We start from the raw sequence: 21,750 nt of genomic DNA on the forward strand, positions 1-21,750 counted from the left end.
CGTCGAGGTATCCGGTGGGGTCGATATGATTGGGCGCGGAGGCCATCGTTGGTGTCCTTTCGAGGATGTGTAGGAGCTGAGTCGAAAGGTACCGCGGTGGTCTCCTTGCTGGTCGGCAGGGGGGGTTCACCAGGCGGTAGCTGTACACCACACTATTGGACGCAACCCTCTCAATCCGGACTCGGCTGTCGGGGAAGAGGCTTTCCAACGGGTTGGGAATATTGGCTACGTCGCCAATGGCGATGGTCGTCCCATCAGAGGCAAGTGCATAGCGATCAACGACAATGCCATTGTTGATTTCTAGGCCCATGTCGGCGGCTAGTTCCGTGTTTGGAATAACTCCGATGCCCACCAACACAATCTGCGCGGGAATCTCCTCGCCACTATCTAGGACGACTCCCGTCACACGCCCGTTTTCTTCGCGAATCTCATTGACTCCGGTGTCGAGCTTGATGTTCAGGCCACGGTTAGTGTGTGCGTGGAGGAAATAGTCAGCGGTTTCTTCTCCCACCGCGCGGCCTACAAGCCGTGGCCCGCGCTCGACGACAGTGACATTCATCCCCATTCCATGGAAAGAACAGGCTGCTTCTAGTCCGATGAATCCTCCACCAATGACCACAACGTCGGTGACGGAATCCAAAGAGGCGCGCAATTTGAGTGCATCATCGGCATTACGCAGATAGATAATTCCCTCTGCGTCGGAGCCTGGGATATCGAGCTTCCTAGCCCGCGCGCCAACTGCTAGAGCGACCCGTTCAAACTGGTAGGTCGTACCGTCAGTGCTGGTTGCGATTCCGGATCCATCTGGATTCGAATCTATAGATGCAATCCGGGAGTTCTTCACAACACTGATATTGTGATCGTCCCAGTAGTCCTGGCTGCGAAAGATCAGTCGCTCTTTGTCGTATTTTCCTTGCAGGTACTCCTTTGAGAGCGCCGGGCGCTGATACGGGCGGTGGTTCTCGTCGCCAAGCAGCGTGATGTGCGATTCATACCCGAGCGCTCGTAGCGAGATTGCAAGTTGAACTCCTGCCTGACTTGATCCAATGATCAGCAGGCCAGTTGTTTCTGCCTTCGTCATGGTGGTTTCCTTCATTAATCGGAGAGTGTTCCGCGCAGCGAGTTCTACACTTGCGTTTCGGGTGTCGTGACCGACAAGTGCATGTCTTCCGTCACTGGGATCTGACAGGACAGGCGAGAGTTGTCTTGACGGTCCACGGCCGTGCCGTAGAGCATTTCGTCTTCCATGTCGCTCATTGGCGGAAGCTCATTGGCATCTGCTTCATCGACGAAGACGTGGCAGGTTGCGCATGAGAGCGAGCCGCCGCATTCAGCGACGATTCCTTCGATTCCGTTACGGACAGCGGTTTCCATCACTGAATCGCCAACGTTGGCTTCAATAGTTGTCGTATTACCTTCGTAGTCTGTGAAGTCGATCTGTGGCATGAGAGTCTTCTTTCGGGTTTGTGAGTCAGGAGAAATAGCAGGTACAACTCGGGCTAGATGAACTGGCGTCCACCGTCAACGACGAGTGTTTGTCCCGTCATGTAGCCTGCGGCATCACTGGCAAGGAAAAGAGCAGTTCCGACGATGTCTTCAGGTTGGCTCGAACGCTTGATGGCTCCACGATCGACGCCGTAGCTTTCTGCGTCTTCCATCAAATTGAGGCTGGCATCGGTCAGCGTGAATCCGGGGGCGATGCAGTTGGCGGTAACACCTCGGGAACCGAGTTCCTTGGCCAGTACGCGGGTTAGCGCAATCACGCCACCTTTGGAAGCTACGTAGTGCGCCCATTGTGCAGACCCGGAGAACACGGTTGCGCTCGAGATATTGATGACGCGCCCGTTTTCCGCCAGGTACGGGCTCGCAGCTCGGGCCATGAGCCACGGACCTTTGAGGTTGACCCCCATCACTAGGTCCCATTCGGAAGGGTCAATCTCTTCAAAGGGGCTGCGCTGCACCGTGGCATAGATAGCTGCGTTATTGATGAGTGCATCGATGGTTCCGTCACCAAATTCTGCAACGTTTTTTGCAAGTTGCTCGGTTGACGAGGTGGAGGTGACATCTACCTCGAATGCCGCTGCGTTGACGCCTTCTGCCTGCAGCAATTCCGCGGTTTCTTGTGCACCAGCCGCATTGATATCGGCCACTGCCACCGCATAGCCTGCGCCGCCGAAGCCGAGGGCAAATGCGCGACCAAGGCCGCCGGCGGCACCAGTGATGAGAACGGTTTTGTGATCAAGCATTGGCTACACCACGTCTTCAAGGATCTCAACGGTGCCCTTGGTGCCGTCGACACGCAGCTTTTGGCCCGTTTTGATCGTGACTGAAGCGGTGCCCGTGCCGGTGACAGCGGGGAGTGCGTACTCGCGGCAGACGATTGCGGCGTGGCTCATCATGCCACCGATATCGGTCACGGTTGCCTTGAGCTTGCCGAAGACCGGTCCCCAACTCGGAGCGGTGATGGGAGCGACCAGAATCTCGTCCTGCTGGATTTCGCCGAGCTGGTCGGAATCCATAATCACTCGCGCGTAGCCTTCCACCACACCGGTAGATGCGGCCATTCCACGCAGGATGCCATCGGAGTCTTCGTCATCTGCGCCGAGCCAGGAATTAACCTGCTCGGTGGTAATACCCCAGAGCATGCGGGTGAACGGTTCGGTGATTTCCTCAGGTGGGGTGTTCAGCGCCGGCTGTGGGCGAGCAGTCTTGAGTGCTGCGACGATTTCCTTTCGCTCCGCGATGATCTCTGGCCAGTACGTTGGTCCGATTGATCCCCCTGGTGCGCCCACGCCGTGTGCGGTGACGTAATCGAACAAAGCATCGCGGACCTCATTGCGATTGAGGTACAGCAAATCGTCTTCTTCAGGCCAGAATCCCAGCGAGTGGAGCAGCTTGGAGAGCTCGCGGACCTTGCGCCAGAGCACTCCCATGGTCCAGTGCTCGATGTAGAAGTTGTGATTCTCAACGTATGGGTAAGCGGTGGCTGCCAGCTGACGCTTGGCATCGAAGTTCGCCAGGTTGTCACCGCTGAGCAGCTCTCGATACTCTTCGACAACGCGGTCCTTTTCGGCCAGCAGCTCTTCCTTCGGGCGCCAAATTACCTGGCCTTCTTGGAGGCGTCGTACGTAGTCCGCGATGAAGCCTAGTGGGATTTCGAGGTGATCAATCCAGTACTTATCGTGGCCATAGAAACCATTTCCAATGGTGAAGTTGAACCATGGGTCCTGGGCATTTTCCCACTGCTCGATCCAGGCGTTGCCGCCCTCTGCTTGAGCAATCGCGGCCAAAGTACCTTCGACATCGTCCGGATTGGAGAAGAGCCCATCAATTCCCAGCTCAACAGCTTTCATGGCGAGCAATTTGAGCTCGTCGTCAGGGCGGAATAGCTCCATGTCCACACCCTGGACCATAGTTGCTACTGATTGCTCAGGGATGGACGGGAATACTTCCTTACAGAAGTTAAAGAAGTCCAGGTAGGCGATATAACCCAAATTGAGGAACTCGAAGTGGTACTGCCAGTTTTGGTAGGTAAGCGAGATTAGCTTGTCATAGTTCTCCAGCAGAACTTCCGAACCGTCCTTGGCTTTTCCAGATTCAATGTCTTCCATCGGGACAATGTCGGCAAGGGCTTTGAATTCGAGTGCTTCCAAATCCGCGATGGTGCCGCGGACCTTCACCTTCCAAGCCTCAAGCAAGGTGTCCCAGTTCTGGAAGTAATGGGAAATGCGAGCCTGAAACTCGGGAATGCGAGCTTCAATTTCTTCCTTCGGCACTGCCACAGGAGACATGTAGAGGTAGCCCAAGTGGATTCGGAACTCGATGCCTTTGGCCGTTGGGATCATCAAATGACGTGCATTGTATTGGCCCAAACACTTCACGGCGTATTCGCCACCGATCGTTTCGAAAGGCTTGAATACGGTTGGCCAGTGCTGAGAATCGCAGAACCAGAACTTCTTGTCCTCTTCTTCCATCAATTCATCGCGGAAGGTGAGGTAGTACGGGTAGATCTTCTCCCAGCCTTCGGCGCCAGCAGGTACGGGAAGCTCGGAAGGGCGAGGAAACGATGTCTTAGCCATGGTTGGCTCCATTCAAATTAGTGGGGGGAATTGGTTAGGTTTACTTGGAAGCGCTCATGACAGCAGACGTGATCGACCCGAGGTCGAATCCAGAGCCGGGTGTCGGGCTTGCAGCAGAAGTTTTCTCAGCTGGTTTTGCGGAGCCATTGGAGTGCACAGTTTCTGGGCGAGACTGCAAAAGGAGAAGGTTTTCTCCAGCAGGCAGGTCAGCATCAAGAGCCCACTCGATGTCCTGCGGACACTTGTAGTGCTTCTCGGCGCGCTTGGCCATCTTCGCAACTTGGACGACTTCGTCATCCGTTAGGCAACGCACGTTGGCGCGCTCTTGGGGAACGTCGCGCTGAACCAGTGCCTTTGCCTTCGCATCAGGGACCAATTCGGCGGTTTTGGCACCGATATGTTCGGACACAATCTGCAAAGTGATCTTGTCCAGGAGCAGGTTATCCGGCGTCACCTCGCCGGACACGACCATTTCTCCGACTCCCCATGAAGCGTCAATGACGATCTTTGAAATATCGCCGTTGGTGGGGTTGAGGGTCATCGCGACACCGGCGACCGCGGAGTTGACCATCTTCTGCACGACGACGGCCATCGAGAGGCCTTCATTCGGGATGTTGTTCTTGAGGCGGTAGATGATGGCACGCGATGTGTAGAGCGAGGCCCAGCACTTACGAATATGTTCGGTAACGGAGTCGAGTCCCACCTGCCAGAGGTAAGTGTCCTGCTGGCCGGCAAAGGAAGCATCAGGGAGATCTTCCGCGGTTGCCGAAGAGCGCACTGCGACAGGAACTTCGCCGCCGCATTGCTCCATTAAGGACTCATAGGCCTCAACGACTGCGGCACGGGTTGCGGTGGGAACCTTGCGCGAACAGAGGGCATCTCGGATCTTCTGCGAGAGTTCATCAACAGCTTTGACATCCTCAGGATCGATCTTCTCTAAGGCATTGTGAATCTGTTCTGCAATACCGGCTTCTTCCATAAAAGAATCGAAGCTAGCTGTTGTTACGACGAATCCGGGAGGTACTGGCATCTCAGCTGCAGTCATGGAAACGAGCGAAGCACCCTTGCCGCCGAGTACCTCGAGTTCTGGCTCACGGTCTTCGTGAAAGTGCTGAACAAATGGGATGTTGTTGTACATGGTTGACCTCGACTTGATTGATACTTGTTAGGGTTTGGGATCTGAAGCTTTGATAAAGGGGGAGTTAGGCGTCCCAAGTCACTGGTACGGAGATTGGGACTCGGAATGAGAGGTTCTCGCGAAATTCCGTGTCGGTGTCGGTCAGCCGCATCGAGGGTGCGAGACGGGTGGCTTCTTCCAGGCAGATCTTCGCCTGCAGTTTTGCAAGCATGTTGCCGAGGCAATAGTGAATCCCGTATCCGAAAGACAAGTGCTCGCGCGCATTTTTCCTCGAGATATCGAATTCTTCGCCCTCGTCGAAACGCGATTCGTCCCGGTTTGCGGAGCCCATGAGCAGAAGCAGGCCGTCGCCCTTTTTGATTTTTTGTCCAGAGATTTCGGTGTCGCGGAGCGCTTTTCGACGCCAGCCGACGATAGAACCTGAGTAGCGAAGAGTCTCATCGACTGCGCTAGGAATCTTCTTCGGATTTTCCACCAGTTCCTGCCACTGATCAGGGTGAGCAAGGAGTACTCGGAAACAATTTGAAATCAACGTTGTGGTGGTCTCATGCCCGGCGAAGAGTAGGGAATAGAGCAGAGAGGCGATTTCGTGATCGGAGATCTCGCCGCCTTCGCTTTGGAAGCGGACTAGGTCGGAGGTCAGGTCGTCGGTGGGATTCGACTTAGCTTCCTGAACTAGGCGCTGGCATTCTGCCCAGTATTCGACGAGATTGTGCGCATGGGGGATCTGCTCTTCGTCGCTAAGATCTCCCCAGGTCATGGCGGCGCGGGAATCGGACCACTTCTTGTAAGTGTCAATCTTGCTGGTATCCGCGCCGATCAAGGTCAAAATGGTGATCGTTGGGATGTCATAGGCCAAGTCCTGCACCATCTCGCCTTCCTTGGAATCGCGGGCGAGCATGGCTTCGAGGCGCTGCTGCACTCCTTGGCGAATGTCTGGTTCCAGTGCCTTGTAGCGGCGAGGGGTGAAGGCCTTCTGTGCGATTTCTCGGATGCGGGTGTGCTCGGGAGGAACACGTGCCGACAATCCGGAGTAGGCGGTGAATCCACCGTCTTTCATGATTTGGGTGGCTTGGGGGCCGCGCTCGCGAACTGGAGCTTGAGCATTCTCAGAGGAGAAGGTTTCCCAGTCGTCGAAAACGTTTTTGATGTCGTCGTACGTTGAAACAACCCAGTATCCGATTCGCTCGTCGAACATAATTGGTTCGTTCTTGCGCAGCTCGGAATATGCAGGAAAAGGATTTTTCATTTGGAACGGCTCGTAGCCGTGGTGAGACTTTTCTGCTCCGTGTCCAAAAGGGCAGCCCTGTGCTGGTGCTGAAGTGCTGTTAGCGCTGTTCGTCATAGGATCATCCCAGAAGCTAGTAGGTGGATACTTGGCCAGCGAGGGATGAGTCTCGATTAACTAGAATCGTGATCCGCATCACCGCGAATGGCTTGCAGTGAAGTATCCAACTTTTAACTCTGGGGAGAGAACCTAGATTTCCACTGAGTGGAAATGCACTCGGTAAGTGCAGCTCAAAGGGATGATCTAGCTTTGCGGCGTTGGCTTGTTTCGGTCCGAAATTAAGGATTCCAGCGGAGTAATGACGGTTGCTTTTTCAATCTTCAGGCTTGCTTCGCGCAGCAATGGGAGCATTTTGTGGAGAGAAGAGCGCTGATCTGCGGAGACGACGATTCCCAAGCCACCGCCGACCTGGTCACCATGGAAAATAGGAGCTGCGATGCTTGCTGTTCCCACGCGTTGTTCCTCGAATGTCATCGCATAACCATGTCGCCGGACCTGCTCGAGTTCAGGGATAATGCGTGACGAGTCGAGGATGGCATTGGGGCCCGTATGCCCACTATGTAGGTCTGTTGCCTCGAGAATCGCGGAAATGACTTCGGGGGGCTCGTGGGCCAGAATAGCTTTGCCTACGGCCGTCGTGTGAATGGGCAGGTGCCCGCCCGTCGCAGACGTCTTGGGAATTCGCTTCGTGCCGTACAAACGCATGAGGTAAAGCACCTGATTGCCGTCTCGAATTGCGAGGTGCGTGGTTTGCCCAGTTTGCGTATATAGGTCTTGGACAAACGGAAATGCCGTGGCGCGGAGTTGGTATCCCACGGACTCTCCGAGCTTCCATACCCGGATTCCTGGTTGGTAGCGGTTGTCCTGGGTGCGATTAAGCAATCCGAGTTCGCACATTTCTGTTAAAAGCCGATGTACGGAACTGACAGGCAGATCGGTTTGACTCGCGATCTCAAAAAGGGGCAACGGCCGTCGCTGCGTCTCGAAGAGCCCCAAAATTGCGGAGGCTTTCGAGAGCACCGAACGGCCGGGAGTTTTATTTCCGCCAGACATGGCGCCAGACTACAAGAAATCCACCAATGCCTTGGTGAACTGCTCCGGCGACTCCACGGTAGGTACGTGCGCGCCGGGGGAGACCACTACGGAAGTGACCTCGCCGGAGACACCCGCAGCGATCTCCTCCAAGGCGGAAGGAGGCGTGGACTTGTCCTGGTCACCAGCGATGGTGAGCACTGGAACGGTGATCTCGCCGAGACGATCTGCAAAGTCCCAGTAAGCAAGAGCATCAGCGCCCTGCGCGTAGCCCTCTCCCTGGGTGGACATGATCATCTCAACGTATTTAGCGACCTCGGTAGGGTTATTTTCCTTGAAGGAATCGGTGAACCAGAGGTCCACCACGCCGTCGGCCATCGGGGCCATGCCCTCGGCGCGGGTCAGCTTCGCGCGACCCTGCCACTTTTCTGGACCGCCGAACTTGGTGGCAGTACAGCACAGGGCGACCTTTTCCACGCGATCGGAGGTTGCAGCCAGGTACTGAGCGATCGCTCCACCCATGGACAGTCCGACCAACTTGAACGAGTCCACACCGGCCTGATCAAGGGTGGCAAGCACGTCGTTGGCAAGATCGTCGATAGAGGTCTCACCCGGTGCGACATCGGCGACAGGGGACTGCCCGTGTCCGCGGTGATCGATGGCTACGACATGGTGGGTGCCCTCGAGTGCGTCGAGCTGAGGGGCCCACATCTCAGTGGTCGAGGCGATCGAGCCGAGGAAACCCACGGTTGGGTTGCTCGCGTCGCCGCGTTCTACGTAGTGCAGGATTGTCACGTTTATGCTTCCTTCTCGACGACAGCTGCAAGACCCTGGCCGCCACCGATACACATGGTGACCAGTGCGCGCTTGGCATCGGTGCGCGCCATGTAGTGCGATGCGGTGACCATCATGCGAGCGCCGGTAGCACCAACTGGGTGGCCCAAGGAGATACCAGAACCGGATGGGTTGAGGCGCTCGTCGTCAGGCGAAATGCCCCAATCCTCCAAGCAAGCCAGAGCCTGTGCTGCGAAGGCCTCATTGAGCTCGATGAGATCGATGTCGTCGAAGGTCAGGTCGAGGCGGTCGAAGAGCTTCTTCGTCGCAGCGACAGGGCCAATGCCCATGGTTTCAGGAGCGACACCGGCGACGGCCCAGCCCTTGAGAGTGAGGGATGGAGACAGGCCGAGCTCTTCGGCCTTGGCGCGGGTGGTCACGATCATGGCTGCGGCACCATCGTTCTGGCCCGAAGCGTTACCGGCGGTGACGGTAGCATCGTCGAACTGGCGGCCCATGACGGGACGTAGCTTAGCCAGGGACTCCAAGGTGGTCTCTGGGCGGATGTGCTCGTCTTTGTCCACGATGATGGGATCGCCCTTGCGCTGTGGGACCGCAACTGGAACGATCTCGGCGCTGAAGTGGCCAGCATCAGTGGCAGCTGCTGCGCGCTGGTGAGAGTGGTATGCCATCTCGTCCTGCTTCTCGCGTGGGATCTTGTACTCGATGCGGACGTTTTCAGCGGTCTCGATCATGCCGCCAGGGATTGGGTGGTTCTTGCCGCCGGCCTTTTCGCGGCCCTCTGCGAGGCGATCGTGCAGCACCATGTCGCCGCCCTTCTTGCCCCAGCGGATGTCTGCGTCGACCGTGTACTCGGTGCGCGACATAGATTCCGCACCACCAGCGATGATGAGATCTGCTGCGCCAGCGGAAATGTGTGCCGCCGCGGTGGCGATGGCCTGCAGGCCGGAACCACAACGACGATCCAACTGCATGCCCGGAACGGACTCGCCCAAACCTGCATCGAGCGCGACTACGCGGCCGAGGGCTGGGGCAGCACCGTTTGGCGAGGCCTGGCCAAGAATGAGGTCATCGATCTGCTCCGGGTTAACACCGGACTCTTCGACGACAGCCTTGACGACGATGGACGCGAGATCCTGGACAGGGACGCCGGTGAACGCACCACCGTAGCGGCCGACAGCGGTGCGCTTTGGGTTACAGATGACAATATCGGTGGGGTTAGACATGAGATGCCTTTCTGAGGAGATCGAAGCTGGTGAGAAAACTGGTGCTGTTCTAAGTCTGGGCCGTGGCGATTAAGTCTTTGGAGATGTCTCTGCAGGTTGAGAGCAGCTCGGGGAGAAAATCTTCCACCAAGGTGTCCAACGAGCGGACTGAGGTCTGAGTGGAAATATTCACCGCAGCGATGACTTCTCCGGACGAATTGTGAATAGGTGCTGCGAGGGAACGCAGCCCTGGTTCGAGCTCTTGGTCAACCAGGCACCATCCATCATTGCGCACTTGTTGCAAGGTGGCACGTAAATCGACTTCATCGATTTTCGTTATCGGTGTCAGGGTGTTGATCTCGGCGGACTCAAAATAGCGGTCGAGCGCGTCGGGGGTGAGCCCGGCAAGAAGTACGCGGCCCATGGACGTGGCATAGGCGGGAAACCTAGTGCCGATAGTGATATTGACCGTCATGATGCGGCGTACCGGGACGCGGCCAACATAAACCACCTCAGTACCATCCAGAACCGACAAGGAACAGGACTCATCAATAGTGCGCGAGAGCTTTTCCAAGTGGGGTTGAGCGATCGCAGGCAGGCCGAGCCCTGACATATACGAGTAACCCAGTTCCAAGATTGCGGGGGTGAGCCAAAACTCCGAACCATCGGTGTCGGCGTAGCCTTCCGCAACCAGGGTGTGCAAGAACCTGCGCGCGGTGGCGCGGGCGAGCCCGGTGGCCTCCGCGACGCTGGAGAGATTCTGGCGAGGATGCTGCGCATTGAAGGACCGGATCACGGCCAGACCACGTGAAAGTGACTGGACGTGTGGGGATTCCGCCATGTTGTGCCCCTCCTTTTGGTCTTTTCGGTGTGAGGTGTGTTGCTTAGCTTAGCGAAAAAAGTGCGCCTTGTGAACCCTTGTGCAACAAGTGAACGTCCATGTAAGGTGGACCCATGCTTGATAAAACAATCGCTTCCGTAGATGCGGCTGTGGCTGACATCCCTGACGGCGCTTCCATCGCCGTTGGTGGTTTTGGCTTGGTTGGCATCCCTGCCCGACTGATCGACGCTCTCCGTGCACAAGGTGCCGGCGACCTAACCATCATTTCCAACAACCTTGGCACCGACGGTTTCGGCCTCGGCCTGCTGCTCGAGGATGGAAAAATCTCCCGTTCCATCGGCTCGTACATCGGCTCGAATAAGGAATATGCCCGCCAGTACCTCTCCGGTGAGCTCACTGTGGAGTTCACCCCACAGGGTACCCTCGCTGAGCGCCTTCGCGCTGGTGGTGCAGGTATTCCGGCGTTCTACACCAAGGCCGGTGTGGGTACCCAGCTCGCCGAGGGTGGCATCCCAACGCGTTACAACACTGACGGCACCATCGCGGAATACTCCCGCCCTAAGGAAGTTCGTGAGTTCAATGGCGAGGCCTACGTGATGGAAGAGGGCATTCGCGCAGATTTCGCTTTCGTTCATGCCAACAAGGCAGACCGTTACGGCAACGTCGTGTTCTCGAAGACGGCACAAAACTTCAACCCAGATGCTGCAAAGAGCGGCAAGGTCACCATCGTCCAGGCGGAGTTCGTGGTCGATGAAATCAGCCCAGAAGAGATCGACCTGCCAGGTATCTACGTCGACCGTGTGGTCGAGGTCGGACCACAGGAAACGGGCATCGAAAACAGGACGGTGAGCAACTAATGACTTGGAATCGTGAACAAATGGCGGCTCGCACCGCCGAAGAGCTTGAAAATGGCCAGTACGTCAACCTGGGCATCGGTATGCCCACCCTGATTCCTGGCTTCCTGCCAGAGGGCCTCGAAGTTGTCCTGCACTCTGAAAACGGCATCCTCGGCGTCGGCGCTTACCCGAAGGACGACGAAGTTGATCCGGAGATGATCAACGCAGGCAAGGAAACCATCACTATCGGCCCTGGTGGTTCTTTCTTCTCCTCCTCCGAATCCTTCGGAATGATCCGTTCCCGCGCTATCGACGTGGCAGTCCTCGGAGCAATGGAGGTCTCGCAGTACGGTGACCTGGCCAACTGGATGATTCCAGGCAAGATGGTCAAGGGCATGGGCGGCGCAATGGACCTCGTCCACGGCGCGAAGAAGATCATCTTGATGATGGACCACACCACCAAGAAGGGTGATTCGAAGGTCCTGACTGAGTGCAAACTTCCACTTACCGGTTCGAAGTGCGTCGATTTGATCGTGACCAACTACGCGGTCTTCGAGGTTGATTCCAAGAAGGGCCTCACCCTCGTCGAGGTTGCTGAGGGCGAGACTCTTGACTCCGTTCGCGAAGTCACCGAGGCGCCTTATGAAATCGCCGAGAACCTGAAGTAGGAACTCGAGAGAATTGACCGAGGGAACTTGACTCGCCGATTAGAATCAAAAGGGCTATGTCGGGTGGGGACGATACAATCAATCTTCACCCGATGGCAATATTCTTCACGCTTTGAGTGTTGAGGAATGCAGTAGTTCATGAAGAGATCAGAGAGTGAAAATTTGATCTCTCGAGTACAGCGAAGCGAGTTTAAGTTCCCTTATGGCAATCACCCAAGATAGCTCCGACCTGCTCAAGTGTTCCTTCTGCGGGAAGAGCCAAAAGCAAGTCAAGAAGCTCATCGCCGGCGGTGGCGTTTATATCTGCGATGAGTGCATTGAACTGTGCAACGAGATCATCGAAGAAGAACTCCAGGCTGCTCAGGATGAAAACTCCTCCGAGGAGAATCGTCTCCCTCGTCCTTCCGAGATTTCTTCCTTCCTCGATCAATATGTGATTGGGCAGGACAGCGCGAAGCGCACCTTGTCTGTCGCCGTGTACAACCATTACAAGCGGATCAAGGCCGAAGACCAGGCCTCGTCGCGAAGCAAGCGCGACGACAGCGTGGAAATCTCAAAGTCCAATATCCTCCTGCTGGGGCCTACTGGTTCCGGTAAGACCTATTTGGCGCAGACCTTAGCGCGCATGCTCGACGTGCCCTTCGCTATCGCTGATGCCACAAGCCTGACCGAAGCCGGATATGTCGGCGAAGACGTAGAAAATATTCTGCTGAAGCTGCTGCAGGCAGCTGACTTCGACGTGAATCGTGCACAGCGCGGAATCATTTATATCGACGAGGTAGACAAGATCTCGCGCAAGAGCGAGAACCCCTCGATCACCCGCGACGTGTCGGGTGAAGGCGTGCAGCAGGCACTGCTGAAAATCCTCGAAGGCACTGTCGCATCGGTGCCTCCACAGGGTGGGCGTAAGCACCCGAACCAGGAGTTCATCCAGGTAGATACCTCAAATATCTTGTTCATCGTGGCAGGCGCGTTCGCCGGCTTGGACAAGGTGGTCGCCGAGCGTGTGGGCAAGAAGGGGATCGGCTTCGGCGCTGAGATCGACTCCGCGGACGAGCGCGGCAAGCAGAACTTGTTCTCTCAAGCCCAGCCGGAGGACCTGGTGAAATTCGGGTTGATCCCTGAGTTCATCGGCCGTCTTCCGATTGTCGCGACAGTAGATAACCTTGATCGCGAATCACTGGTCCGCGTGCTCACCGAGCCGAAGAACTCCCTGGTCAAGCAATATGAGCGTCTCTTTGCCATGGATGATGCACAGCTAACCTTCACCGACACAGCACTCAACGAGATCGCCGATAAGGCCTCTGAGCGCGGTACCGGTGCGCGTGGCTTGCGTGCGATCATGGAGGAAATTCTCGTCCCGATCATGTACGAACTTCCAGACCGAGATGATGTCGTCGAGGTCATCATCTCCGATGGGGTTGTGCGCGGGGACGCAGAGCCAACCTTCGTGCTTGCCGACGAAGAGAAGAGCGCTTAGTAAATCTCGCTGTCAATCCCATAAAGTTCGCCGTTACCTTCATCATTAGGTACCGGCGACTTTTGCGTGAGGTAGCTGGAATGACCAGAATCAGGGATGTTGGAAGTCAAGAAGGCGAGCACGGCATCAATGATGAAGCGGCGCATACCCTCGGTGTTTTCCCGACTCAGCAAATCAATATCGAACAGGTTCAAAGTGAGATTACGGCTGGTCACGCGGTAACTAGTCAGCGAAATAATCAACACCAAGATGTCATCCGCGGAAATATCGGGGCGGAAAGCGCCGACATCCTGGCCCATCATGAGCAGACGCTCGAGGTGGAGCGTGAGGTCTGAGGAGTCGGAGATTGCCGACATCTCTTTTACTTCAAGGACGGGATTTAAGCTCTCGCGCATGATTAGACGCAGCGCTTCGGGGCGCTCGGCCATCCGATAATACAGTGCATCAACGAATCGGCGAACCCCTTCGACCGGTACAGCATAGGACCGGTCGAGCAACTCAGCCGGAGGCTGCATGGTGCTAATCGCCGAGACCAGCGCTTGCTGATACAGACCCTTCTTGTCGCCGAAATGATAGTGAATCATTCTCTTCGACATGCCAGAGTCTTTGGCAATTGCATCGAGCTTGGTATCGGCGAATCCTTGTTCTGAAAAATATTCGAGGGCGATAGATATGACATGTTCGACGGGAACCCCACTCGAGGCTTCCGGTAAATCGGCCTCGAAGGGTTCCTGTTCCTGAGCATTTCTGCTGTCAGTCATGTTCACTTTCCTCCGAGCAGCAATCACGTGATGTCATGGCACAAGCGGACAATTATACGGATTGGTGCAATCATCTTCCGTAACCTATCGTGCCCGAAACCCACCCAGAATTGTGGATAAGTGTGGTTTTCCCAAACTTTTGGGAGAAATTCCCCGGTAAATAGGGGGGAATAGGGGTACACCTGCGTCTCTTGGGCTGTCGGCTCCGTTCACCGCGGGGTGAGTAAACCAAGGTTTGCCACAGGCTAAAAACGGTACAGTGGTGGGAACGAACTACAACTGTTTATCCCGATCACGATCAAACTGAAGATGAGGTAGAAAATCACATGGTGTACTCCCAGCAGTCCCAGGCGCAGACTCCCGTAAAAGTAGCGGTGTCCGGTGCTTCCGGAAATATTGCGTATTCATTGCTGTGGCGCATTGCCACCGGTGAAGTATTTGGGCAGGATCGCGAAGTAGAAATTAACCTGCTCGATATTCCGCAGGCAGTCCAGGCAGCGGAAGGTGTTGCGCTGGAGCTGGAAGATTCCGCCCTGGGTCTCCTGTCAAAAGTCAACGTCACCGACGATGCCAATGTGGCCTTTGACGGTGTCAACGCAGCCTTCCTTGTTGGTGCAAAGCCACGTGGAAAAGGCGAAGAGCGCGCCGACCTGTTGAAGGGCAACGGCCCGATCTTCGGCCCACAGGGTGCTGCGCTCAATAGTCATGCTGCCGACGACGTGCGCGTGCTTGTCGTGGGCAATCCCGCCAACACGAACGCATTGATCGCGGCGAATTCCGCACCGGACATTCCGGCGGAACGCTTCAACGCCATGATGCGCCTTGACCACAACCGTGCGGAATCAATTCTGGCCACCAAACTCGACATCAATACGCGCGAAATTGAGCAGCTCGCCGTCTGGGGCAACCACTCCGCGACGCAATTTCCAGACTTGACGTTCGCGACGGCACGAGGAAAGCAGCTTATCGACGAGGTCGACCAGGCCTGGTACACCGAGGAGTACATTCCGCGTGTGGCCAAGCGCGGAGCCGAAATCATCGAGGTCCGCGGCAAGTCTTCGGCGGCCTCGGCTGCATCGTCGGCAGTTGACCACATGCGTGATTGGGTACAGGGCACCAACGGTGCGTGGACCACGGTAGCTGTTCCATCACGCGGGGAATACGGCGTGCCAGAGGGCCTAGTCTTCGGATTCCCCGTGATCGCGGAAGGCGGAGAGTGGAAGGTTGTTGAGGGACTTGAGCTCAATGATTTCCAGCGCGAGCGTATCCAGGCCAACATTGAAGAGCTCTCCGCCGAGCGCGAGTCCGTGTCCGACTTGCTGTAATTCATAACCTGCCAGCAGCCACCAGACGGGCTAAGGTGGATACATGCGCTACGGCATAGATTTTGGAACCACCCGAACAGTTATCGCGGAAGTGGATCGGGGGAACTACCCAGTAGTTAACGTCACCGATGCCGCGGGCGACCCGCAGGAATTCATTCCTACGGTCATCGCCCACGATGGTGAAAAGTTGCTGTCTGGCTGGGATGCCGAAGCATTTGAGGGAGCGGAACTCACCCGCTCGTTTAAGCGTTACCTTTCTGCACCTGATGCCTCCGCGCACACCGAAGTGAAGGTCGGGGACAAAGTCTTCCCTCTGTCTACGGTGTTCGGGCACTTTGCCGCCTATGTCATTGACAAGCTGAAGGCCGGTGTCGCTGCGGATGAGCCGATCGAAGTGATCTTAGGCGTTCCCGCTCACGCGCGTTCCGCGCAGCGCCTGCTTACCGTGGATGCTTTTACCCGCGCCGGCGCCACAGTGTTGGGCTTGGTCAACGAGCCCAGCGCTGCTGGTTTTGAGTACAGCCACCGCTACTCCCGCACCCTGAACACGAAGCGCACCTCCATCATTGTCTTCGACCTTGGTGGCGGCACCTTTGATGCGACCTTGCTGCGCATCGACGGACTCGACCACGTGGTCGAGCGCTCCACGGGTATTGCACGACTCGGTGGCGATGATTTCGACGATGTCCTTGCGGGGCTGGCGTTGTCTCCTGAGCAGCTCTCTGCGGGTGTGCCGGTGCGCACCATGGATGCGATTCGCCGCGCTAAGGAACAGATCAAGCCCCAGACCAGGAAGATCCTCATCGACCTGCCCGACGGCGAAGCTGTCGTTCCCGTCGCCGATTTCTTCGAGGCAGCCACTCCATTGGTAGAAAGCACCGTGGAGGCGCTGAAGCCGCTGCTCGGCGAGCAGGATTCCCTGCGTGAAACCGAAATCGCTGGCCTCTACCTTGTGGGCGGCGCATCGGCGCTGCCTCTGGTGGCGCGGATTCTGCGCGAGCGCTTCGGTCGCCGCGTGCACCGCTCGCCACTGCCTACGGCATCCACCGCTGTTGGTTTGGCCATTGCCGCCGATCCTGATTCGGCAGTCCAGCTGCGCGACCGCCTAGCCCGGCGCATCGGCGTGTTCCGTGAGGAAGACGAAGGTGCCACCATCAGCTTCGATGAATTGGTGGGGCCGGAGGACTCGTCGCAAAGCGATGGCGAAATCAAGGTGACGCGCAACTACCAGGCCGCGCACAATGTCGGTGTGTTCCGCTACGTGGAGTACTCCAGCATGGACGACGACAGCCCGGGTGATTTCTCGGTGCTCGCCGAGGTGCGCGTGCCTTTCGAGCGAGGCCTGCGCGACGTGGCCAATCTTCAGCAGGTAGAGATCGCGCGGTCGGGGAGTGGGCCGCTGGTCCGTGAGACGATCACCATCGACTCGGACGGTGTGGCCACGATTCATATCGCCCTCGATGACGGGTTTGAAGTAACAGTCCAAGCCGAGGTAGGGGTCGCTGCTGCAACCGGCTAAACTAGTCGGCGTGACTGATGCATTAGTGGGAAAGAATCGTGCGGATGCGCTCCCGAAGAATTGGGAGCCGCAGAACCTAGAGGCGGATATTTACAACAACTGGGTGGAGAAGGGCTACTTCACGGCCGATCCAGCCAGCGAGAAGCCGGGGTATTCCATCGTTCTTCCGCCGCCGAACGTGACGGGCCAGCTCCACATGGGCCACGCGCTCGACCACACGTTGGCGGATTCGCTGGTGCGTCGCAAGCGCATGCAGGGCTTTGAAGTTCTGTGGCTGCCGGGCATGGACCACGCCGGTATTGCCACCCAGTCCAAGGTCGAGGCGATGCTGCAGGAAACTGAGGGCAAGAGCCGCTACGACTACGGGCGCGAGGAATTTATCAAGCGCGTCTGGGAGTGGAAAGAGCAGTACGGCGGCACGATTACCACGCAGATGCGCGCCATCGGCGACTCGGTGGACTGGTCGCGTGAGGCGTTTACGATGGACGACAACCTCTCGCGCGCCGTGCAGACGATCTTCAAAATGCTCTTCGACAAAGGCATGATCTACCGCGACTACCGCCTGGTCAACTGGTCGCCCGTGCTCGAGACCGCCGTCTCCGACATCGAGGTCGTGTACAAGGACGTCGAGGGCGAGCTCGTTTCCATTCGTTACGGTTCGCTTAACGACGATGAACCGCACCTCATCGTTGCCACCACCCGTGTGGAAACCATGCTCGGCGACGTTGCCATTGCCGTGCATCCCGATGATGAGCGCTACAAGGACCTCATCGGCAAGGAATTTGACCACCCCTTCCGCGATGACCTGAAGCTCAAGGTCGTTGCTGATGATTACGTGGACATGGAATTCGGTACCGGTGCTGTAAAGATCACCCCGGCGCACGACCCGAATGACTACGAGATGGGCCTGCGCCACAACCTGGACATGCCGATCATCATGGACAAGACTGGCCGCATCGCCGATACCGGTACCCAGTTTGATGGCCTGACCCGCGAGGACGCCCGCGTCAAGGTGCGTGAAGCTCTCGCCGAGCAGGGCCGCATTGCCAAGGAGGTGCGCCCATACGTGCACTCCGTGGGCCACTCGGAGCGCTCCGGCGAGGCCATCGAGCCGCGCCTGTCGCTGCAGTGGTTCGTCAAGGTCGAGCAGCTGGCCAAGATGGCCGGCGACGCCGTGCGCGAGGGTGATACCAAGATCCACCCAGAGGGCATGGAAAAGCGCTACTTCGAGTGGGTCGACAACATGCACGACTGGACCATTTCGCGCCAGCTCTGGTGGGGCCACCGGATTCCTATCTGGTACGGGCCTGAAGGCGAAGTTGTCTGCGTCGGCCCCGATGAGGAGCCACCGGCCGGCTACGAGCAGGACCCAGACGTGTTGGACACTTGGTTCTCCTCTGCGCTGTGGCCATTTTCCACGATGGGCTGGCCGGAAAAGACCGCCGAGCTGGAGAAGTTCTACCCAACATCCGTACTGGTCACGGCCTACGACATCCTGTTCTTCTGGGTTGCCCGCATGATGATGTTCGGTACCTTCGCAGCCAACGAGACCCCTGAGGTACTCGGCGCGGGTCCTGAAGGTCGCCCGCAGATCCCGTTCAAAGACCTCTACCTGCACGGCCTGGTGCGCGACGAAAAGGGCCGCAAGATGTCCAAGTCGCTGGGCAACGGCATCAACCCGATGGACTGGGTCGACGAGTACGGCGCGGATGCGCTGCGCTTCGCCCTGGCTCGCGGCGCGAACCCTGGCGTGGACCTGCCGATCGGCGAGGACAACGCGCAGGCCGCGCGTAACTTCGCCACGAAGCTCTACAACGCCACCAAGTTCGCCCTGATGAATGGCGCTGCCGTGGGCGAGCTGCCTCCGCGCGAGGAGCTCACCGACGCGGATCGCTGGATTTTGGACCGTCTCGAAGAGGTGCGTTCGCGTGTCGACGAGCGACTGGACGACTACCAGTTCGCGAAGGCCAACGAGGACCTGTACCACTTCATCTGGGATGAGCTGTGTGACTGGTACTTGGAGATTGCCAAGACCCAGATCCCGCGCGACGAAGAAACCGCGCAGGGCCGCAACACCCAGATCGTGCTGGGCCGCGCACTCGACGTTGTGCTGCGCCTTCTGCACCCGACGATGCCTTTCATCACCGAGGTGCTCTGGCAGGCACTGACCGAAGAAGAGTCCATTACCCAGGCCACATGGCCAACGGAGGCAGATACCAACGGTGGGGCGGCGACCGACGAGGTGGCGGCAACCCGTATTGAGGACGCGATCAAGCTGATCACCGAGTTGCGCCGTTTCCGCGCCGACCAGGGTGTGAAGCCTTCCCAGAAGGTGCCCGGCCAGATTGATTTTGTCGCCGCCGACCTGGAGGGCCAGGAAACCCTGGTGCGCGATATCGCGAAGGTTCAGGCACCGGGCGAGGACTTCAGCTCGTCGGCAAGCATTGAAATGCGTCTTTCCCAGACCACCTTGGACGTGGCCCTGGATACCTCGGGCACCGTCGACGTCGCGGCCGAGCGCAAGCGCCTAGAAAAGGAACTTGCTGCCGCACAGAAGGAGCTCGAGTCCACCGCGAAGCAGCTGGGTAACGAGCAGTTCCTCTCGAACGCGCCGGAGGCCGTGGTGGCGAAGATCCGCGACCGTCAGCAGCTGGCGCAGGAAGAATCAGAACGACTGACCACCCGGTTGGAGGCATTGAAGTAAATGGCTGATCAGAGTTCCCATTCCGACGACGAGGCGATCAAGCGCATCCTCGATGCCATTGACGCTGGAGCCGTGTTCGAAAACGACCCGGACGATATCGAGGATGAGGACCTGCCTGAACAGCCCAACTTTGATATCCAAACCACCGATCACGGCATCACGCTCAACCTCGGTGGGGCAGAGGCCGGCCACCAGGCCGTCGACGAGGAACCGGATATCGATGACATCGAAACCGAGACGGTCGCGCCGATTGATCGTCCCGCTACCGAGGCGGATTTGGCTGAGCTTGCACGCGTCGTAGCGGAGCTGGATCAGCGTGCCTCCGAGCGCGAGATCGACCCGTCGACCGAGAAAATTGCCATGTTGATGGATTTCTTGGGCTCGCCGCAGCAGAATTTCAAGACTATTCATGTGTCGGGCACGAACGGAAAGACGTCGGCGGTGCGCATGATCTCGACGCTGTTCGAGGCCTTCCACCGCCGCGTCGGCTACTTTGTCAGCCCGCAGCTGGAAACGATCACCGACACCATCAGCATTGACGGCGCGCCGATCCACCCCGAGGATTTCGTGCGCACCTACGACGAGATCGCACCGTACATTGCGCTTGTCGACGAGCGCTTCGACACCCCGCTGTCCAAGTTCGAGGTACTCACCGCAATCGCCTACGCCGCCTTCGCGGACGCGCCGGTAGACGTGGCGATTATTGAAGTCGGCATGGGCGGTACCTGGGATGCCACGAACGTCATCCAGGCGGATGTGGACGTGATCATGCCTGTCGGTCTCGATCACACAGACTTCCTGGGGGATAGCCTCGGTGAGATTGCCTCGGTGAAGGCGGGCATCATCACCAACCCGGATGCTGTGGTCGTGGTGGCCAAGCAGGAACCAGAGGCCATGGAGGCCATCCTGGCCCGCGCGGTGGAGACCGATGCCGCCGTGGCCCGCTTCGGCTCCGAGTTCGACGTGAAGGAATCCATCGTTGCCGTGGGCGGGCAAACGCTGACGTTGCAGGGCCTCGGCGGTGCTTATGAGGACATCTTCTTGCCACTTTCCGGTGCGCACCAGGCTGGAAACGCATCCGTGGCGCTGGCCGCCGTGGAGGCCTTCTTCGGCGCGAGCTCGGCACACCAGCTCGACCAAGCCACCATCCGCCGCGGGTTCGCCGCTGTGGAGGTCCCGGGCCGGCTTGAGCGCGTCAGCTCCACGCCGACCACCTTCGTCGATTCCACGCACAACCCCGCGGGCGCCCAGGCACTCGCAGCGGCCCTGGAGCGTGACTTCGATTTCACTCGCCTGATTGGTGTGGTGGGAGTGTTGGCGGACAAGGATGTCGCAGGTATTCTGGCTGCGTTGGAGCCGGTTTTGGCAGAAGTGGTTGTCACCCAGCCAGACTCTCCGCGCGCCCTGGACACCTACGAGCTGGCCGAGATCGCGCGCTCGATCTTCGGTGACGAGCGCGTCCACGTCGAGGAGCACCTCCCATCGGCCGTGGACGTGGCGCGGGAATTGTTGGATGAAGAAGAAGCCGAGCTGGGCACAGGCATTGTGATTACTGGTTCAGTAGTGACCGCGGGACAAGCACGCGCATTGTATGGACTACATGGACTACATGGAAAGGACTCTTAGATGAGTAACGACGAGACCCTCAACCACGACGACGCCGGCGAGGAGAATGTCGGCCCGCTAGGCAAGGGCCATGCACCGGCGAAGGACCCGTTGAAGGGCCTTAACGGCGTGCTCTCGGCGACGCTGATCCTCGAGGCGATTACCATCTTTTTATCGTTGACCGTCATTTTGCGTATCGACGACGGCGCGTTGTGGACTACCTTCAACTGGGGCTACATCGTGGTGCTCGGCGCCGCACACTTCCTGCTGGCATTCATGACCCGCTTCAAGTGGGCGTTGCCTGCCGCCTTGGTCCTCCAGGTCCTGTTGCTCCTCGGCGTGTTTATCCACTGGTCGATCTTTGCCATCGGTGTCATCTTTGCGCTGGTGTGGTGGTTTGTGCTCACGCTGCGGCGCAACCTGATCGAGCGCATGGAGCGCGGCCTGCTGGTGACCCAGCACCTCGGCTAGCAC

The 21,750-nt window shown here is 57.9% G+C and carries 19 protein-coding genes; 8 read left to right on the top strand and 11 right to left on the bottom strand.

All coding sequences use genetic code 11. The features are described 5' to 3' along the window. From A37O_RS14695 to A37O_RS0104915, 10 genes are all read right to left on the bottom strand, one after another. On the bottom strand, positions 1-1,081 hold a 1,081-nt coding region (locus A37O_RS14695; RefSeq protein WP_018296371.1), incomplete at its 3' end, for an NAD(P)/FAD-dependent oxidoreductase. A gap of 44 nt (positions 1,082-1,125) precedes the next feature. Then, positions 1,126-1,446 carry a 2Fe-2S iron-sulfur cluster-binding protein gene (locus tag A37O_RS0104875; protein ID WP_018296372.1) on the bottom strand — a complete coding sequence of 107 codons (321 nt, stop codon included), beginning with the start codon at positions 1,444-1,446 and terminating at the stop codon, positions 1,126-1,128. 53 nt (positions 1,447-1,499) lie between these two features. Further along, positions 1,500-2,246, bottom strand: a complete 747-nt coding sequence (locus tag A37O_RS0104880; protein ID WP_018296373.1) for an SDR family NAD(P)-dependent oxidoreductase — start codon at positions 2,244-2,246, stop codon at positions 1,500-1,502. Between the two features lie 3 nt (positions 2,247-2,249). Beyond that, complete coding sequence (locus tag A37O_RS14700) at positions 2,250-4,079, bottom strand: PEP-utilizing enzyme (protein ID WP_018296374.1); 1,830 nt, start codon at positions 4,077-4,079, stop codon at positions 2,250-2,252. A gap of 40 nt (positions 4,080-4,119) precedes the next feature. Further along, the gene (locus A37O_RS0104890; protein WP_018296375.1) at positions 4,120-5,217 is read right to left on the bottom strand and encodes a PEP/pyruvate-binding domain-containing protein; all 1,098 of its coding nucleotides are present in this window, start codon (positions 5,215-5,217) and stop codon (positions 4,120-4,122) included. 64 nt (positions 5,218-5,281) lie between these two features. Next, positions 5,282-6,562 carry a cytochrome P450 gene (locus A37O_RS0104895; protein WP_026196155.1) on the bottom strand — a complete coding sequence of 427 codons (1,281 nt, stop codon included), beginning with the start codon at positions 6,560-6,562 and terminating at the stop codon, positions 5,282-5,284. Between the two features lie 186 nt (positions 6,563-6,748). Beyond that, a complete protein-coding gene (locus tag A37O_RS0104900) occupies positions 6,749-7,558 on the bottom strand; it encodes an IclR family transcriptional regulator (RefSeq protein ID WP_026196156.1) in 810 nt (269 codons plus the stop codon). 9 nt (positions 7,559-7,567) lie between these two features. Beyond that, positions 7,568-8,332 carry a 3-oxoadipate enol-lactonase gene (gene pcaD, locus A37O_RS0104905; protein WP_018296378.1) on the bottom strand — a complete coding sequence of 255 codons (765 nt, stop codon included), beginning with the start codon at positions 8,330-8,332 and terminating at the stop codon, positions 7,568-7,570. 2 nt (positions 8,333-8,334) lie between these two features. Next, positions 8,335-9,558, bottom strand: a complete 1,224-nt coding sequence (locus A37O_RS0104910; protein ID WP_018296379.1) for an acetyl-CoA C-acetyltransferase — start codon at positions 9,556-9,558, stop codon at positions 8,335-8,337. A 49-nt stretch (positions 9,559-9,607) separates the two neighbouring features. Next, positions 9,608-10,378, bottom strand: a complete 771-nt coding sequence (locus A37O_RS0104915) for an IclR family transcriptional regulator (RefSeq protein ID WP_018296380.1) — start codon at positions 10,376-10,378, stop codon at positions 9,608-9,610. 113 nt (positions 10,379-10,491) lie between these two features. On the opposite strand from A37O_RS0104915, the gene A37O_RS0104920 reads away from it, so the two are divergent. The 3 genes from A37O_RS0104920 to clpX all read left to right on the top strand — a co-directional run bounded on the left by A37O_RS0104920 (position 10,492) and on the right by clpX (position 13,362). Next, the gene (locus A37O_RS0104920; protein WP_018296381.1) at positions 10,492-11,235 is read left to right on the top strand and encodes a CoA transferase subunit A; all 744 of its coding nucleotides are present in this window, start codon (positions 10,492-10,494) and stop codon (positions 11,233-11,235) included. After that, positions 11,235-11,882, top strand: coding sequence for a 3-oxoacid CoA-transferase subunit B (locus tag A37O_RS0104925; RefSeq protein WP_018296382.1), 648 nt, complete (start codon positions 11,235-11,237; stop codon positions 11,880-11,882). The genes A37O_RS0104920 and A37O_RS0104925 overlap by 1 nt, the downstream gene beginning before the upstream one ends. Before the next feature lie 202 nt (positions 11,883-12,084). Next, positions 12,085-13,362, top strand: a complete 1,278-nt coding sequence (gene clpX / locus A37O_RS0104930) for an ATP-dependent Clp protease ATP-binding subunit ClpX (protein ID WP_018296383.1) — start codon at positions 12,085-12,087, stop codon at positions 13,360-13,362. Here clpX and A37O_RS0104935 read toward each other — a convergent pair. Beyond that, positions 13,359-14,123: a TetR/AcrR family transcriptional regulator gene (locus tag A37O_RS0104935; protein ID WP_018296384.1), complete on the bottom strand. Its 765-nt coding sequence runs from the start codon at positions 14,121-14,123 to the stop codon at positions 13,359-13,361. The two genes, clpX and A37O_RS0104935, sit on opposite strands and share 4 nt — an antisense overlap. Before the next feature lie 326 nt (positions 14,124-14,449). Here A37O_RS0104935 and A37O_RS0104940 point away from each other — a divergent pair, with 326 nt between their 5' ends. From A37O_RS0104940 to A37O_RS0104960, 5 genes are read left to right on the top strand one after another with little or no spacing between them, the layout of a single operon-like run. After that, the gene (locus A37O_RS0104940) at positions 14,450-15,448 is read left to right on the top strand and encodes a malate dehydrogenase (protein ID WP_018296385.1); all 999 of its coding nucleotides are present in this window, start codon (positions 14,450-14,452) and stop codon (positions 15,446-15,448) included. A gap of 43 nt (positions 15,449-15,491) precedes the next feature. After that, complete coding sequence (locus A37O_RS0104945) at positions 15,492-16,967, top strand: Hsp70 family protein (RefSeq protein WP_018296386.1); 1,476 nt, start codon at positions 15,492-15,494, stop codon at positions 16,965-16,967. 10 nt (positions 16,968-16,977) lie between these two features. Beyond that, the gene (locus tag A37O_RS0104950; protein WP_018296387.1) at positions 16,978-19,671 is read left to right on the top strand and encodes a valine--tRNA ligase; all 2,694 of its coding nucleotides are present in this window, start codon (positions 16,978-16,980) and stop codon (positions 19,669-19,671) included. Then, positions 19,672-21,297, top strand: a complete 1,626-nt coding sequence (locus A37O_RS0104955) for a bifunctional folylpolyglutamate synthase/dihydrofolate synthase (protein WP_018296388.1) — start codon at positions 19,672-19,674, stop codon at positions 21,295-21,297. After that, positions 21,298-21,747, top strand: a complete 450-nt coding sequence (locus tag A37O_RS0104960) for a DUF4233 domain-containing protein (protein ID WP_018296389.1) — start codon at positions 21,298-21,300, stop codon at positions 21,745-21,747. The last annotated feature ends 3 nt before the right edge of the window (positions 21,748-21,750 follow it).

It is taken from the genome of Corynebacterium lubricantis DSM 45231 (genome assembly GCF_000379425.1).
Taxonomy (GTDB): Bacteria; Actinomycetota; Actinomycetes; order Mycobacteriales; family Mycobacteriaceae; genus Corynebacterium; species Corynebacterium lubricantis.

Excerpts from the sequence above, each read along its gene's own strand:
- A37O_RS0104875 (WP_018296372.1), bottom strand. The coding sequence starts at position 1,446 with ATGCCACAGATCGACTTCACAGACTACGAAGGTAATACGACAACTATT.
- A37O_RS0104880 (WP_018296373.1), bottom strand. The coding sequence starts at position 2,246 with ATGCTTGATCACAAAACCGTTCTCATCACTGGTGCCGCCGGCGGCCTT.
- A37O_RS14700 (WP_018296374.1), bottom strand. The coding sequence starts at position 4,079 with ATGGCTAAGACATCGTTTCCTCGCCCTTCCGAGCTTCCCGTACCTGCT.
- A37O_RS0104890 (WP_018296375.1), bottom strand. The coding sequence starts at position 5,217 with ATGTACAACAACATCCCATTTGTTCAGCACTTTCACGAAGACCGTGAG.
- A37O_RS0104895 (WP_026196155.1), bottom strand. The coding sequence starts at position 6,562 with ATGACGAACAGCGCTAACAGCACTTCAGCACCAGCACAGGGCTGCCCT.
- A37O_RS0104900 (WP_026196156.1), bottom strand. The coding sequence starts at position 7,558 with ATGTCTGGCGGAAATAAAACTCCCGGCCGTTCGGTGCTCTCGAAAGCC.
- A37O_RS0104910 (WP_018296379.1), bottom strand. The coding sequence starts at position 9,558 with ATGTCTAACCCCACCGATATTGTCATCTGTAACCCAAAGCGCACCGCT.
- A37O_RS0104915 (WP_018296380.1), bottom strand. The coding sequence starts at position 10,378 with ATGGCGGAATCCCCACACGTCCAGTCACTTTCACGTGGTCTGGCCGTG.
- A37O_RS0104920 (WP_018296381.1), top strand. The coding sequence starts at position 10,492 with ATGCTTGATAAAACAATCGCTTCCGTAGATGCGGCTGTGGCTGACATC.
- A37O_RS0104925 (WP_018296382.1), top strand. The coding sequence starts at position 11,235 with ATGACTTGGAATCGTGAACAAATGGCGGCTCGCACCGCCGAAGAGCTT.
- clpX (WP_018296383.1), top strand. The coding sequence starts at position 12,085 with ATGGCAATCACCCAAGATAGCTCCGACCTGCTCAAGTGTTCCTTCTGC.
- A37O_RS0104935 (WP_018296384.1), bottom strand. The coding sequence starts at position 14,123 with ATGACTGACAGCAGAAATGCTCAGGAACAGGAACCCTTCGAGGCCGAT.
- A37O_RS0104940 (WP_018296385.1), top strand. The coding sequence starts at position 14,450 with ATGGTGTACTCCCAGCAGTCCCAGGCGCAGACTCCCGTAAAAGTAGCG.
- A37O_RS0104945 (WP_018296386.1), top strand. The coding sequence starts at position 15,492 with ATGCGCTACGGCATAGATTTTGGAACCACCCGAACAGTTATCGCGGAA.
- A37O_RS0104955 (WP_018296388.1), top strand. The coding sequence starts at position 19,672 with ATGGCTGATCAGAGTTCCCATTCCGACGACGAGGCGATCAAGCGCATC.
- A37O_RS0104960 (WP_018296389.1), top strand. The coding sequence starts at position 21,298 with ATGAGTAACGACGAGACCCTCAACCACGACGACGCCGGCGAGGAGAAT.